Here is a 14,104-nt window from a genome sequence, read left to right as displayed (position 1 = left end):
TAGAGCGAACGCACCTGCGTACATATGGCAGTTGCGTATGATTAGGCCGGTATCCTAGCCGATTCGGCTAGAATTTACGATAGTTTTCGTCACTTTTTACACCTTTTTGTCGGCTGAAGCCGCCTTGGGCCCCCTGTCATGTCACCCACCGAAGCCCCCATCACCCCCGAAGTCGAAGCGGATCTGCGTATAGCCAAGCGCGGCTGCGATGAACTGCTGGTCGAGTCCGAATTCGCCCGCAAGCTGGCCAAGAGCCGCGCCACCGGCGTGCCGCTGCGCATCAAGCTCGGCCTGGATCCGACCGCGCCGGACATTCACCTGGGTCATACGGTGGTGCTGAACAAGATGCGCCAGTTGCAGGACCTGGGGCACAACGTCATCTTCCTGATCGGCGATTTCACCTCGACCATCGGCGACCCCAGCGGCCGCAACAGCACGCGCCCGCCGCTGACGCGCGAGCAGATCGAGGTCAACGCCAAGACCTATTACGCCCAGGCCAGCCTGGTGCTGGATCCGGCCCGCACCGAGATCCGCTACAACTCCGAATGGTGCGATCCCCTGGGCGCGCGCGGCATGATCCAGCTGGCGTCGCGCTACACGGTCGCCCGCATGATGGAGCGCGAAGACTTCACCAAGCGCTTCAAGGGCGGCATCCCCATCTCGGTGCATGAATTCCTGTATCCGCTGATGCAGGGTTACGACTCGGTCGCGCTGAAGTCCGATCTGGAGCTGGGGGGCACCGATCAGAAGTTCAACCTGCTGGTGGGACGCGAGCTGCAAAAGGAATATGGACAGGAGCCGCAGTGCATCCTGACGATGCCGCTCCTGGTCGGGACGGACGGCGTAGAGAAGATGTCCAAGTCCAAGGGCAACTACATCGGCATTTCGGAGTCGCCCGATTCCATGTTCGGCAAGCTTATGTCGATTTCCGACACGCTGATGTGGCGCTACTTCGAGTTGCTGTCCTTCCGCTCGCTGGAGGACATCGCGTCGCTCAAGCAGGAGATCGACGGCGGCCGCAATCCGCGCGACGCCAAGGTCATGCTGGCCCAGGAAATCATCGCGCGCTTCCATTCGGCCAAGGCGGCGGACGACGCGCTGGCCTCGTTTGAGGCACGGTTCCGCGACGGCGCCATCCCTGACGACATGCCCGAAGTCAATATCGGCGGCGCGCCGGTGGGCATCCTGAAGCTGTTGCGTGAAGCGGGGCTGGTCGCTTCCGGCTCGGAAGCGCAGCGCAACGTCGAGCAAGGCGGCGTGCGCGTCAACGGCGATCGCGTGGAAGACAAATCGTTGCAATTGCCGGCCGGGACTTACGTCGTTCAGGTGGGCAAGCGCAAGTTTGCGCGTGTTAACTTGAACCCGTAAATGCGAAGTTTTGATACGCTCAGGGTACATACAAACGCCTGGCGCCTTTGCGGCATTTAAAGGAGCACGACATGGAACTTTCGAGTTTGTCTTTTTCCGATCACGAGTCGATTCCCGAACGCTATGCTTTCGGCAAGATCGATGCGCAATCGCACGTCGCGCTGGCAGACAACTGCAACCCGCAATTCTCCTGGGACGACGTCCCCGCGGGCACGCAGTCGTTTGCACTGATCTGCCACGATCCCGATGTGCCCTCGCGTCCTGACGATGTCAACCAGGAAGGCCGCGAAGTGCCCGCCGACCTCGCCCGCGTGGATTTCTTCCATTGGGTGTTGGTCGATCTGCCGGCCGACCTGCGCGAGATCGACGAAGGGGCGTTTTCCAACGGCATCACGCCGCGCGGCAAGGGCGGCCCGTTGGCCCCCATGGACGCGCGCCAAGGCATCAATTCCTATTCGTCGTGGTTCGCCAATGACCACGACATGAGCGGCGAGTACTTCGGCTACGACGGTCCGTGCCCGCCCTGGAACGATGCCCTGGTCCATCGCTACATCTTTACGCTGTACGCCCTGGACGTGCCCAGCCTGAACCTGCAGGGCTCTTTCACCGGCGAAGACGCGCTGCGGGCCATTCAGAAGCATGTGCTCGCGCAAGCGTCGCTGACCGGCACCTATACGCTCAATCCGGCGCTGGCGCCCAAGCAAATCGGGGCCACGTCGGCCTGATCGACACCGCCATGTACGCAGGGCCGCCAAGCGCGGCCCTTTTTATTGCCCGCGCCCTTTGCATGAATCTTTCTCAAGTCGTCATGAGAGCCGTTTCCCGGCCCGCGGCGATGCCGTGGTTTTCGCGCCCGTCCGCCGGAAATTGGGCCGGTTCAGGCCGTTTTGAGCGCAAATGATCCCGCATGACGGGGTAAACTACTCAGCATTCTGCGGGTTTACCCGCCCGACGCCGTTTTCTTCTCTCTCGTTTTTTCCTTTTACCGCCTCAGGAAACCCCCGTCATGTTTGACCGCAACCTCACCTTGTCCAAGGCTGACCCGGACGTTTGGGCCGCCATCCAGAAGGAAGATCAGCGCCAAGAGCAGCACATCGAGCTGATCGCTTCGGAGAACTACGCCAGCCCGGCCGTCATGGAAGCGCAAGGCACGCAGCTCACGAACAAGTACGCCGAAGGCTACCCGGGCAAGCGCTACTACGGTGGTTGCGAATATGTGGACGTGGTCGAGCAACTGGCCATCGACCGCCTGAAGCAGATCTTCGGCGCCGAGGCCGCCAACGTGCAGCCCAACTCCGGCTCGCAGGCGAACCAGGGCGTGTACATGGCCGTGCTCAAGCCGGGCGACACCGTGCTGGGCATGAGCCTGGCCGAAGGCGGTCACCTGACGCACGGCGCGTCGGTCAACGCGTCGGGCAAGCTGTACAACTTCATCTCGTACGGCCTGGATGAAAACGAAGTCCTGAACTACGAGCAGGTCGAACAGCTGGCCAAGGAACACAAGCCCAAGCTGATCGTGGCGGGCGCATCGGCCTATGCCCTGCATATCGACTTCGAACGTATGGCCCGCATCGCCCGTGAAAACGGCGCGCTGTTCATGGTCGACATCGCCCACTACGCGGGTCTGGTCGCCGGCGGCGCCTACCCCAACCCGGTTCCGCACGCCGACTTCGTCACCTCGACCACGCACAAGTCGCTGCGCGGCCCGCGCGGCGGCGTCATCATGATGAAGGCCGAGCACGAGAAGATCATCAACTCGGCAATCTTCCCCGGCATCCAGGGCGGTCCGCTGATGCACGTCATCGCCGGCAAGGCCGTGGCCTTCAAGGAAGCGCTGGAACCCTCATTCAAGGACTACGCGCAGCAAGTGGTCAAGAACGCCAAGGTGCTGGCCGACACGCTGGTCAAGCGTGGCCTGCGCATTGTCTCGGGCCGTACCGAAAGCCACGTCATGCTGGTGGACCTGCGTTCCAAGGGCATCACGGGCAAGGAAGCCGAAGCGGTGCTGGGCCAGGCCCACATCACGGTCAACAAGAACGCCATCCCGAACGACCCGGAAAAGCCCTTCCTTACCAGCGGCATCCGCCTGGGCACGCCGGCCATGACCACCCGCGGTTTCACCGAAGCCGACGCCGAGCTGACCGCCAACCTGATCGCCGACGTGCTGGACAACCCGCGCGACGAAGCGAACATCGCCGCCGTGCGCGCCAAGGTCAATGAACTGACCTCGCGTCTGCCGGTGTACGGCAAGAAGTAAGCAGGTGCCCCGGACGCGGCCTGGCCGCTTCCGGGCAGAGTCATACCAAGGGACGGCGCCGCAAGGTGCCGTCCCTTGATCTTTATGGCGGGCAGGCGTTGGCATCTGCCGCACGATGCGCCGATGTCTCGGCGGCGTCGGATTCGTCCCTAATGCCGCTTTGCATCATGCCGTCGTTACAATATGCTCAATTTTTGCCTTCAGCGCCTTTAGGGATCACACATGCGGTGTCCATTTTGCGGCAATGCCGAAACGCAGGTCGTCGACAGCCGGGTCTCCGAAGAGGGCGACGCCATTCGCCGTCGCCGCCGTTGCCTGTCCTGTGACAAGCGGTTCACCACCTATGAACGGGTGGAGCTCGCCATGCCTTCGATCGTCAAGCGCAATGGCAGCCGCAGCGAATACGATCCGGTCAAGCTGCGCGCCAGCCTGAGCCTGGCCCTGCGCAAGCGCCCCGTCAGCACGGAGGACGTGGATGCGGCCGTCGCGCGCATCGAGGAACAACTGCTGGCCAGTGGCCAGCGCGAAGTGCCGTCCGAACACATCGGCGAACTGGTCATGAACGAACTGCGCAAGCTCGACAAAGTGGCCTACGTGCGCTTTGCCTCGGTCTACAAGAGCTTCGAGGACATCGGCGAGTTCGTCGAGGCGATCCGCGAGATGCAGGGGCCGCTGCTGCCCGGCAAGCTGCGCAAGGACTAGCGCCGCACGGCGCGGCCTGACCGATCATGAACGGCGCCTGGGGCGCCGTTCATTGCATTGGCGTCCCGCGCAGGGCATCTCCAGGCGTGAACTCCCCCCGCATCAGGCTTGGCGTCAGGGGCTGAAACTTGCGCCATACGCGGCGCATGTGTTGCGCCGACCCGAATCCGGACTTTTCCGCCACGCGCTCCAGGTCCAGCCGGGTGTCGCGCAACAAGTCGCGCGCCAGCGCCACGCGGATCTGATACAGGTAGTCCATCGGCGTGCAGCCGGCGTGTTCACGAAAGAGGCGCGTCAGATGGCGGGCGCTGGTGTGCGCCTGATCCGCCAGCGACTGGGCCGACCAGGGCGCGGCCGGATCGCGGATGACGGCATCCTGGACCCGGTGCACGCCCGGGTGCATATGGCTGCGATGGTCCAGCCAGGGCGACAACGCGGAATCCGAGCCCGCCCGGCGCTGGTAGACGACCATGTCGCGCGCCGCCTCGCTGGCCGCGCGCGGGCCGCAATGGCGCGACACCATGTGCAATGCCAGATCAATCCCGGCCGTGATGCCCGCGCTGCTGACCAGGTTGCCGTCCTCGACGAAGATGCGGTTGTCCAGCACGCGGGCAGTGGGATCCAGCGCGGCAAGCTGTTCCAGACAGATGTGATGCGTGGTGCACTCGCGCTGCCGCGTCAGGCCGGCCGCGGCCGCGAACAGGGCGCCCGCGCAGACCGTCATCAACGTGAAGCCGTCGGCCGGGTGGCGAACCGCCAGCCAGTCGACGATGGCGCGCGCATCGTCGTCTTCCAGGCGCGTGTGTTTGCCCACCACGCCCGAGATGATGACCAGCGCATTGCGGGGCACGGCCGCCGGCAGCGGTTGCACGTGCGCCAAATGCAGGCCCGGAATGCCGCTTTCGACGTCGCGGGAAGGGCCGCAGAAATGCTGCGTGAACGTGCCCGGACACAGCTTGTTGGCCACGCGGAAGGCTTCCGCCGGACCCGCGAGGTCCAGCAGGACGATGCCCCGCGGCACCACGAAATACACCGGGATCATCTGCGCCTCCAACCGGACGCTACGCGGCCAGCGCGTCAGCCGCGCGCACGATGCGGGCAAAGCGGCCCTGCAGGACCAGCTCGGTCCGGTCGCGGATCTCGGCCGGCGTGTAGTTCCTGCCGGACGGGCTTTGCATGGCAAAGGTCAGCGTGGCGTCGGTGGGAAACACCACCTTGAAGCCGGCGTCGCTGGCATGGCGCGACGTCGTTTCGCAGCACTGCTCCGTACGGATGCCGGCCACGATGATGCCTTCGACGCCGTGTTTGAGCAGCCAATCGTGCAACGAGGCGCCATGCTCGTCCTTGGCGTACAGCGACGAATGCACTGTCTTATGAAATACCGCCGTGGGCGAAATTCGCAATTCCTTGAGCGTCCTGACGTGGCCGGAGGCGAGCGAAAACGGATTGGCGGGGTCGTCGGCGGGGCTGGTGTGGAATACCTGCAGGACCGGCATGTCCTTCGCGGCGGCGGCGTCGATCAGCGGCTGGATCTGCGAAATGAACGCCGGATACTCCGATTCGTCCCAAAACGGACGTTGGCGAAATGATTCCTGGACGTCGATGACGATAAGTGCCTGTTTCATTTCCGGGCCTCCTGGCCATGGCTTCGTGAGGGTGACGCCATTTTTACTCCCGATTGGCCGGATCCGCGAGCGCGTTCCAAGACGACCGGCGGCCCAAAACGGACATGGCGGGGTGGCTGCCGGAAAGCGCCCGGACCGCGCGGCAGATTCGTGCGCGTCGGACATACAATCCTCGGCATGGACATTACCCGCGACTCCGACGATCTCTTCTGGATGCGACGCGCCCTGGCGCTGGCGCACACCGTCATGTTCACCACCGCGCCCAACCCTCGGGTCGGCTGCGTGATCGTGCGTGACGGCCGCGTGCTGGGCGAAGGCGCGACGCAGCCGCCGGGCGGCCCGCACGCGGAAATCTGCGCGCTGCGCGATGCGCAAGCGCGCGGCGAGACGGTCGCCGGTTCCACGCTTTACGTCACGCTGGAACCGTGCAGCCACTTTGGCCGCACGCCGCCATGCGTCGATGCGGTGCTGGCGGCGCGGCCGGCGCGCGTGGTGGTCGCCATGGGTGATCCTAATCCGCTCGTCAACGGGCAGGGGCTGGCGCGGCTGCGCGAAGCGGGCATCGCGGTGACGACCGGCGTCTGCCGCGAAGAAGCGCTGGCGGTGAACGCCGGCTTCATTTCGCGTATGAGCCGCGGCCTGCCGTGGGTGTGGATGAAGATGGCGGCGTCGCTGGACGGCCGCAGTGCGCTCCATAACGGCATGTCGCAATGGATCACCGGACCGGAAGCGCGGGCCGACGGACACCGCTGGCGGGCGCGCAGCTGCGTCGTGCTGACCGGCATGGGCACCGTGCTCAAGGACGATCCGCAGCTGAACGTGCGCGACGTCGATACGCCGCGCCAGCCGCGCAAGGCCGTCGTGGACGGCCAATTCCAGATCCCGGAGACCGCGCGGCTGTTCGATGGCGCAGAGGTCATCGTGTTCACCGCGCGCGAAGATGCCGCGAAGGCAGCGCGCCTGGCGGACAAGAATGCGCGCGTGGTGTGCTTGCCGGGCACGGAACCTGGCCGCGTCGATCTGCCTGCCATGATGCGCTGGATGGGCGAGCAGCAGTTCAACGAGGTTCACGTCGAGGCAGGCGCGGGCCTGAGCGGTGCGCTGGTGTCGGCCGGCTGCGTCGACGAACTGTTGTTGTATCTGGCGCCGGTGCTGCTGGGCGACGCGGCGGGCATGGTGCGCTTGCCGATGCTCGAACACCTGGACGCCGCGCGGCGCTACGAATTTACCGATATCGCGCGCGTGGGCGCCGATCTGTCTGTGCGCGCGCGCGTGGCAGGCACGTGGCGGCAATTGATGGAAAGCGTCGCGTTGCCCACGTTGTCGTAACGGATTTGCTGTTAGCACTCCGCGCGTTCGGCTGCCAATCGTTTGAAAGCCGCGCACAGCTTGCGTCTGCACGATGCACCCTATCGATGCGTGAGGATCGGCATGCGCGATGGGCGCGCACCACACCGCGCACGAAGGCGTTTCGGGTGATTACGCGAGCAAATATTCGCGCAAAATGAATTGCCACAAAAGAGTCACGGGCTTAGCATAAGCAGCATGACTTGGCGCTACGCGCTCACGGACCACCCGCACAGCCGCTGCGCGCCCTCGTCACCACGGATTCCCGTGCCGCGAATCGGCGCAGTTCAACACCGACCGGCACGCCACTGAACGAAGTCGCCCAGCGCCGTTCAGCCCGTTCGCTGCGATCGCATGGCGAACGCTCCGGGTTTATCCCGGGCCAACAAGAATCCATCGGATATCGCTCATTCCGTCGTTTCGTTGCCGACCATTTCATGTGCGGTTGCGTCAGGCACGCTATATGCGGGTCTATGCTCGAGACGACGAGTTAACTTGCTCACGTTAGTTGCAATCCCTGACGGAACTAGTGCGAAAGGGGTGCAGCCTAAACACAAAGGGTCCGATCGTGCTTATGGTTGATGTGTGGCGAAAGCAACATAACAACTTGCCGAAAACGCCAACAGCGAAGTTGTTTAGTAATTCGCAGGCGCTGATGCACAATGGGCATGTAGGGACGTATTGAATTTTTCGCGTGTTGTATGTAGGAGGTTTCCGTGCAAAACATCGTCGAAGGCTTCAAGTCGCAGTATGCAAGAGAGCAGGAATCAGAGCTCTCGCTCGAGGAGTATCTGAGCCTCGCCAAGCGCGATCCCATGGCCTACGCCAGCCCCGCTGAGCGCATGCTTGCCGCGATCGGTGAACCTGAAATCGTGGATACGCGCAACGACCCACGTCTTTCCCGTTTGTTTTCCAACCGGACCATCCGGCGCTATCCCGCGTTCCAGGAGTTCTACGGCATGGAGGACGTGATCGGACAGATCGTCGCGTTCTTCAAACACGCCGCGCAGGGACTGGAAGAGCGTAAGCAAATCCTCTATCTGCTGGGACCGGTGGGCGGCGGCAAGTCGTCCATCGCGGAACGGCTCAAGGCGCTGATGGAAAGTTTTCCCATCTACGCGTTGAAGGGATCGCCGGTGAACGAATCGCCGCTCGGGCTGTTCCATCCGGAGCGATTCGGCGACACGCTCGAAAAGGAATACGGCATCCCGAAGCGCTACCTGACCGGCATCATGTCGCCGTGGGCAGTCAAGCGCCTGAAGGAGTTCGACGGCGACATCTCGAAGTTCCGTGTGGTGCGTTTGAATCCGTCGGTGTTGCGGCAGATCGCCATCGCCAAGACCGAACCGGGCGACGAAAACAACCAGGACATTTCGTCGCTGGTGGGCAAGGTTGATATCCGCAAGCTCGACCGCCATTCGCAGGACGACCCGGACGCGTACAGCTATTCCGGTGGCTTGTGCCTGGCGAACCAGGGTCTGCTCGAGTTCGTGGAAATGTTCAAGGCCCCGATCAAGATGCTGCATCCGCTGTTGACGGCTACCCAGGAAGGTAACTTCAAGGGCACGGAAGGCTTCTCGGCCATTCCGTTCAACGGCACGATCCTGGCCCACTCGAACGAATCGGAATGGCAGACCTTCCGCAACAACAAACACAACGAGGCGTTCCTTGACCGTATCTATATCGTCAAGGTGCCTTACTGCTTGCAGGTGTCCGAAGAGGTCCGCATCTACGAAAAACTGCTGCATCACAGCTCGCTGTCCGAAGCCCCGTGCGCGCCCGGAACGCTGGACATGATGGCGCAGTTCTCGGTGCTGACACGCCTGAAGGAACCCGAGAATTCCAGCATCTATTCCAAGCTGCGGGTCTACGACGGCGAAAGCCTGAAGGACGTCGATCCCAAAGCCAAGGCGCTGCAGGAATACAAGGACTACGCGGGCACGGATGAAGGCATGACCGGCGTCTCCACGCGTTTCGCGTACAAGATCCTGTCCAGCGTCTTCAACTACGATCAGACCGAAGTGGCCGCCAATCCGGTGCACCTGATGTACGTGTTGGAGCAGCGCATCGGCCGTGAAGACTATCCCGACGAAATCCGCCGGCGCTATCTGGAGTTCATCAAGGGCTTCCTGGCGCCGCGTTACGCGGAGTTCATCGGCAAGGAGATTCAGACCGCTTACCTGGAGTCCTACTCCGAATACGGCCAGAACATCTTCGACCGCTACGTCACGTTTGCCGACTGCTGGATCCAGGACGAGGAGTTCCGCGACCCTGAAACCGGCGAAAGCTTCGACCGCAGCGCGCTGAACGATGAACTGGAAAAGATCGAGAAGCCCGCAGGCATTGCCAATCCGAAGGACTTCCGTAACGAGATCGTGAACTTCGTGCTGCGGGCGCGCGCCAACAACAGCGGCCGCAATCCGAACTGGACCAGCTATGAAAAGCTGCGCGAAGTGATCGAGAAGAAGATGTTCTCGAATACGGAAGACCTGCTGCCGGTGATTTCGTTCAACGCCAAGGCCTCGGCCGAGGACAAGACGAAACACCAGAGCTTCGTCGACCGGATGGTGGAGAAGGGCTACACGGAAAAGCAGGTCAGGCTGCTGTGCGAGTGGTATCTCCGTGTGAGGAAGTCTTCCTGAGCGAGGTGAATCATGAATTCACTGATCGATCGCCGTCTTAACGGTCGCAACAAGAGCGCCGTTAACCGGGAACGCTTTCTGCGGCGTTACAAGGATCAGATCCGCAAGGCGGTACACGGGATGATCCGTGACCGCTCGATCCAGGACATGGATCAAGGCGGTGAGATCAATCTGCCCGCCCGCGATATTTCCGAGCCGACATTCCGGCACGGCGCGGGCGGCGACCGCGAAATGGTGCATCCGGGCAACCGCGAATTCGCCAAGGGCGACACCTTCGACCGGCCGCAGGGTGGGCAGGGCGAGGGCGGCTCCGAGCCGGGTGAAGGTGAGTCGGTGGACCAGTTCACCTTCAGCCTGTCGCGTGCTGAATTCCTGAACCTGTTTTTCGAGGATCTGGAACTGCCGCACCTGGCGCGCAACCAGCTTGGCGAAGTCAGCCAGAAGAAGTGGCAGCGCGCCGGCTACACCACCACCGGCTCGCCCAGCACGCTGAGCATCAGCCGCACGCTGAAGTCATCGCTGGCGCGTCGGGTGTCGCTGGGCGTGAAGGCGCGCGCCGACCTGCGCGATGCCGAGGACGCGCTGGAAGAGGCCAAGGCTGCGGGTGTGTCGCAGGCTCGAATCCGCGAGCTGGAACAGGAGGTCGAGGATTGCCGCGAGCGTCTGGCGCGCGTGCCGTTCCTGGACGACCTGGACCTGCGCTATCGCAACCGCGTGTCGGTCGCCATCCCCATGGCGCGCGCCGTCATGTTCTGCCTGATGGACGTGTCCGGTTCCATGGACGAGGGCAAGAAGGATCTGGCCAAACGCTTCTTCACGCTGCTCTACCTGTTTCTGTCGCGCAAGTACGAGCACGTCGATCTGGTGTTCATCCGCCACACCGACAACGCGGAGGAAGTGGACGAGCACACGTTCTTCTACGACCCCAAGAGCGGCGGCACGATCGTGTTGTCGGCATTGGAGCTGATGCGCGAGATCCTGGAAAAGCGCTATCCGCCGTCCGCGTGGAACGTCTACGCGGCGCAGGCCAGCGACGGCGACTCGTTTGGCGCCGATGCGGGCAAGAGCGCGCGATTCCTGGCCGAGCATCTGCTGCCTTCGTCGCGCTACTTTGCCTACATCGAAATCCCCGACTCGCAGGAAGCCCGCAAGAGCAGTCTGTGGGCCGAGTATGAACAGAAACTGGAACCGCACTTCGTCATGCGGCGCATTTGCGACCGCGGGGAAATCTTTCCCGTGTTCCACGACCTGTTCAAGAAGGAGACCGCATGAACGCCAACATGGGTGCGCTCGTGGAGCCGGGATCGGACGGTGGAATCCGGCCGATCTCGCAGGGTTCCGAATGGACGTTCGAACTGATCCAGACCTATGACGACGCGATCTCGCAGATTGCGCGCGAATACGGCTTGGACACGTATCCGAACCAGATCGAGGTCATCACCTCGGAACAGATGCTGGACGCGTACGCGTCGGCGGGCTTGCCCATTGGCTACCCGCATTGGTCGTACGGCAAGGAATTCATCCGCAACGAGCAGTACTACCGCCGCGGCATGCAGGGGCTGGCGTACGAAATCGTCATCAATTCCAACCCGTGCATTTCTTACCTCATGGAAGAGAATTCCATGCCGATGCAGGCGCTGGTGATCGCGCATGCCTGCTACGGGCACAATTCCTTCTTCAAGGGCAACTATCTCTTCCGGCAATGGACAGACGCCGACGGCGTGCTGGACTACCTGGTGTTCGCGCGCAAGTACGTGATGGCGTGCGAAGACCGCTACGGCATCGACGCCGTGGAGTCGCTGCTGGACTCGTGCCATGCGCTGTCGCATCACGGCGTCGACCGCTACAAGCGCCCGACGCCGGTCTCCTTCAAGGAAGAGGCCACCCGCCAGGCCGAGCGCGAGGAACACGCGCGCCTGCAGTACAACGACCTGTGGCGCACGCTGCCGCGCATCGAAGCGGACAAGGACACGCGCGTCGCGGCGTCCGTGTTTCCGCCCGAGCCCGAGGAAAACCTGCTGTACTTCATCGAGAAGTACTCGCCCAAGCTGGCCCCGTGGCAGAAGGAGCTGGTGCGCATCGTCCGCAAGGTCGCGCAATATTTCTATCCGCAGACCCAGACCAAGGTCATGAACGAAGGGTGGGCCACGTTCTGGCACTACACGATCCTGAACCGTCTGCACGAGAAGGGTCTGGTGAACGACGGCTTCATGATGGAGTTCCTGCAAAGCCACACCAACGTCGTCAGCCAGCGCGGCTTTGACGAGCGCGGCTATGGCGGCATCAACCCGTACGCGCTGGGCTTTGCAATGATGTCGGACATCCGCCGCATCTGCGAAGCGCCCACGCCCGAAGACCGCCGCTGGTTCCCCGACATCGCGGGCGGCGACTGGTTGAAGACGTTGGACTTCGCCATGCGTAATTTCAAGGACGAGTCCTACATCTCGCAGTATCTGTCCCCGCGCCTGATCCGCGAATTCCGCTTCTTCGCGATCTCGGACCACCAGGCCAACCCCAAACTGGAAGTGGCCGCGATCCACGACGACGAGGGCTACCGCGACATCCGGCGCCTGCTCGCCGCGCAGCACAACCGCGACAACCTGGTGCCCGACATCCAGGTCGTCCGCTTCAACCGCGACACCGACCGCTCGCTGGTGCTGCGCCACTTGAAGAGCCGCGGCCGACCGCTGGCCGGCGAAGATGCCGAACAGGTCATGAAGCATCTGGCACGTCTGTGGGGATTCCGCGTCCGGCTGGAAGAAACCGAACCGGACGGCACGATCAGCTCCTACCGGGAGCAGGACCCGCCCGCGTCGAAGTAATGACGCCGGCAGGGGAAGGGACGCGCGTAGTGCGTCCCTTTTTGTTTGCCCGCTTGCTGTGCTGTTGCCGATTCTGCTAGAATCGCGGATTCGCATTTTCAGCAGCGTCTTTCATCAGCACCGAAAGGCCCCTGGAAGTGCAGTAGGACAGGTGGCCGAGTGGTTGAAGGCGCACGCCTGGAAAGCGTGTATACGTCAAAAGCGTATCGGGGGTTCGAATCCCCCTCTGTCCGCCAGGAATACTGGCAAGGCCGCCAAGCCCCTAAAAAGCGGCCAAGCCAAAAAAGGCCCCGATCTCCCAGAGATCGGGGCCTTTTGCATTTCCGCGAATCGTTACGGTACGCTCGTGCCATGACTTTCGACCTGCCGATCCGATCATCCGCGCCTCGCCTGGATCTCTACAGCCTGCAGGTCTTTGTGGCCGTGGTTGAAGAGGGCAGCATTGCCGCGGCCGCCGCGCGTGAGCACATTGCGCCCTCGGCGCTGAGCAAGCGGCTGTCTGAGCTGGAGCGCATCCTGGATGTGGTGCTGATCACGCGGCATGCTCGAGGGGTGGCGGCGACGGGCGCGGGCCATGCGTTGGCGCGGCATGCGCGGGCGCTGCTGCATCAGGCGCGCGGCCTCACGGACGAGATCCGCGATTTTTCATCGGGCGTGCGCGGGCATGTGCGCATCGCGGCCAACCTGTCTTCCATCACGCAGTTCCTGCCGCAGGATCTGCGGCGCTTTCTGACGCTGCACCCCGGCGTGCAGATCGATCTGGAGGAGAACGTCAGTTCCGCGGTGACGCGAGCGGTGCAGCAGAACATGAGCGATATCGGTATCTATACCCAGACCGACGACGACAGCGGGCTGCAGAGTTTTCCGTACCGGCGCGATGTGATGACGCTGCTGGCCAACCGGTCTCATCCGCTGGCTGCGCGGGAGCGCGTGGCGTTTGCCGACACGCTGGAATACGACCACGTCGGCATGCACCGGGGCAGCGCGGCGAACTACCTTTTCACGCGCGAGGCGGCAGCCATCAATCGGACGGTGCGGCTGCGGTTCCAGGTCACGTCATACGATGCGCTGGTGTCGATGGTGCGCTGCGAGCTGGGCATTGGCATCGTGCCCGTGGAGGCGCTGTCCCTCTTCGATTGCGGCGATCTACGGATTATCCCTTTGACGGACGCGTGGGCGCGTCGCCAGCTCAAGTTGTGCGTGCGCAGCAATGAGCCCCTGTCCGGCGCTGCCCGGTTGCTGATGGAGCACCTGCTGCAAGAGGCCGCCGCCTCCGGCAATTGAGGCAGGTCTTTCTGGATTGGGACACGGATGTTGCGTAGCAAAATCCGGACGGCCAAC

11 protein-coding genes and 1 tRNA gene are annotated in these 14,104 nt (G+C 62.9%); 10 read left to right on the top strand and 2 right to left on the bottom strand.

Features of this window, described 5'->3' with window-relative positions; genetic code table 11:
* The first annotated feature begins 138 nt into the window (after positions 1–138).
* The 4 genes from tyrS (at position 139) to nrdR (ending at position 4,327) form a co-directional block, all read left to right on the top strand.
* Positions 139–1,368: a tyrosine--tRNA ligase gene (gene tyrS / locus KW836_RS00445; RefSeq protein ID WP_218342168.1), complete on the top strand. Its 1,230-nt coding sequence runs from the start codon at positions 139–141 to the stop codon at positions 1,366–1,368.
* Between the two features lie 71 nt (positions 1,369–1,439).
* Positions 1,440–2,093 (top strand): YbhB/YbcL family Raf kinase inhibitor-like protein, encoded by a 654-nt coding sequence (locus tag KW836_RS00440; RefSeq protein WP_175139112.1) that lies wholly within the window; start codon positions 1,440–1,442, stop codon positions 2,091–2,093.
* A gap of 281 nt (positions 2,094–2,374) precedes the next feature.
* Entirely contained in the window at positions 2,375–3,625 is a 1,251-nt protein-coding gene (glyA, locus tag KW836_RS00435; protein ID WP_218342166.1) for a serine hydroxymethyltransferase, read from the top strand.
* A gap of 222 nt (positions 3,626–3,847) precedes the next feature.
* Positions 3,848–4,327 carry a transcriptional regulator NrdR gene (nrdR, locus tag KW836_RS00430; protein ID WP_056327845.1) on the top strand — a complete coding sequence of 160 codons (480 nt, stop codon included), beginning with the start codon at positions 3,848–3,850 and terminating at the stop codon, positions 4,325–4,327.
* Between the two features lie 49 nt (positions 4,328–4,376).
* On the opposite strand, the gene KW836_RS00425 is transcribed toward nrdR, so the two are convergent.
* Positions 4,377–5,369, bottom strand: a complete 993-nt coding sequence (locus KW836_RS00425; RefSeq protein WP_218342165.1) for a GlxA family transcriptional regulator — start codon at positions 5,367–5,369, stop codon at positions 4,377–4,379.
* 19 nt (positions 5,370–5,388) lie between these two features.
* Entirely contained in the window at positions 5,389–5,952 is a 564-nt protein-coding gene (locus KW836_RS00420) for a cysteine hydrolase family protein (protein WP_218342164.1), read from the bottom strand.
* A 213-nt stretch (positions 5,953–6,165) separates the two neighbouring features.
* Here KW836_RS00420 and ribD point away from each other — a divergent pair, with 213 nt between their 5' ends.
* The 6 genes from ribD to KW836_RS00390 all read left to right on the top strand — a co-directional run bounded on the left by ribD (position 6,166) and on the right by KW836_RS00390 (position 14,047).
* Positions 6,166–7,281, top strand: coding sequence for a bifunctional diaminohydroxyphosphoribosylaminopyrimidine deaminase/5-amino-6-(5-phosphoribosylamino)uracil reductase RibD (gene ribD / locus KW836_RS00415; RefSeq protein ID WP_370633002.1), 1,116 nt, complete (start codon positions 6,166–6,168; stop codon positions 7,279–7,281).
* Positions 7,282–8,024: 743 nt separating this feature from the next.
* Complete coding sequence (locus KW836_RS00410; protein ID WP_370633001.1) at positions 8,025–9,941, top strand: PrkA family serine protein kinase; 1,917 nt, start codon at positions 8,025–8,027, stop codon at positions 9,939–9,941.
* Positions 9,942–9,953: 12 nt separating this feature from the next.
* On the top strand, positions 9,954–11,213 hold the full coding sequence (locus KW836_RS00405) for a YeaH/YhbH family protein (protein WP_175125456.1): 1,260 nt from the start codon (positions 9,954–9,956) through the stop codon (positions 11,211–11,213).
* On the top strand, positions 11,210–12,763 hold the full coding sequence (locus tag KW836_RS00400; RefSeq protein WP_218342160.1) for a SpoVR family protein: 1,554 nt from the start codon (positions 11,210–11,212) through the stop codon (positions 12,761–12,763). The genes KW836_RS00405 and KW836_RS00400 overlap by 4 nt, the downstream gene beginning before the upstream one ends.
* Positions 12,764–12,908: 145 nt before the next feature.
* Positions 12,909–12,999, top strand: a tRNA-Ser gene (locus tag KW836_RS00395).
* A gap of 115 nt (positions 13,000–13,114) precedes the next feature.
* Positions 13,115–14,047 carry a LysR substrate-binding domain-containing protein gene (locus tag KW836_RS00390; RefSeq protein WP_175125454.1) on the top strand — a complete coding sequence of 311 codons (933 nt, stop codon included), beginning with the start codon at positions 13,115–13,117 and terminating at the stop codon, positions 14,045–14,047.
* The last annotated feature ends 57 nt before the right edge of the window (positions 14,048–14,104 follow it).

It is taken from the genome of Achromobacter sp. ACM05 (genome assembly GCF_019218915.1).
Taxonomy (GTDB): domain Bacteria; phylum Pseudomonadota; class Gammaproteobacteria; order Burkholderiales; family Burkholderiaceae_B; genus Achromobacter; species Achromobacter animicus.
Note: the sequence above shows the minus strand (reverse complement) of the source record. Positions and strands in the feature narration are given on the sequence as shown.

Bases quoted from the DNA above. Each gene is read 5' to 3' on its own strand.
- KW836_RS00405 (WP_175125456.1), top strand. From the start codon at position 9,954: ATGAATTCACTGATCGATCGCCGTCTTAACGGTCGCAACAAGAGCGCC.
- nrdR (WP_056327845.1), top strand. From the start codon at position 3,848: ATGCGGTGTCCATTTTGCGGCAATGCCGAAACGCAGGTCGTCGACAGC.
- tyrS (WP_218342168.1), top strand. From the start codon at position 139: ATGTCACCCACCGAAGCCCCCATCACCCCCGAAGTCGAAGCGGATCTG.
- ribD (WP_370633002.1), top strand. From the start codon at position 6,166: ATGCGACGCGCCCTGGCGCTGGCGCACACCGTCATGTTCACCACCGCG.
- glyA (WP_218342166.1), top strand. From the start codon at position 2,375: ATGTTTGACCGCAACCTCACCTTGTCCAAGGCTGACCCGGACGTTTGG.
- KW836_RS00425 (WP_218342165.1), bottom strand. From the start codon at position 5,369: ATGATCCCGGTGTATTTCGTGGTGCCGCGGGGCATCGTCCTGCTGGAC.
- KW836_RS00440 (WP_175139112.1), top strand. From the start codon at position 1,440: ATGGAACTTTCGAGTTTGTCTTTTTCCGATCACGAGTCGATTCCCGAA.
- KW836_RS00400 (WP_218342160.1), top strand. From the start codon at position 11,210: ATGAACGCCAACATGGGTGCGCTCGTGGAGCCGGGATCGGACGGTGGA.
- KW836_RS00420 (WP_218342164.1), bottom strand. From the start codon at position 5,952: ATGAAACAGGCACTTATCGTCATCGACGTCCAGGAATCATTTCGCCAA.
- KW836_RS00390 (WP_175125454.1), top strand. From the start codon at position 13,115: ATGACTTTCGACCTGCCGATCCGATCATCCGCGCCTCGCCTGGATCTC.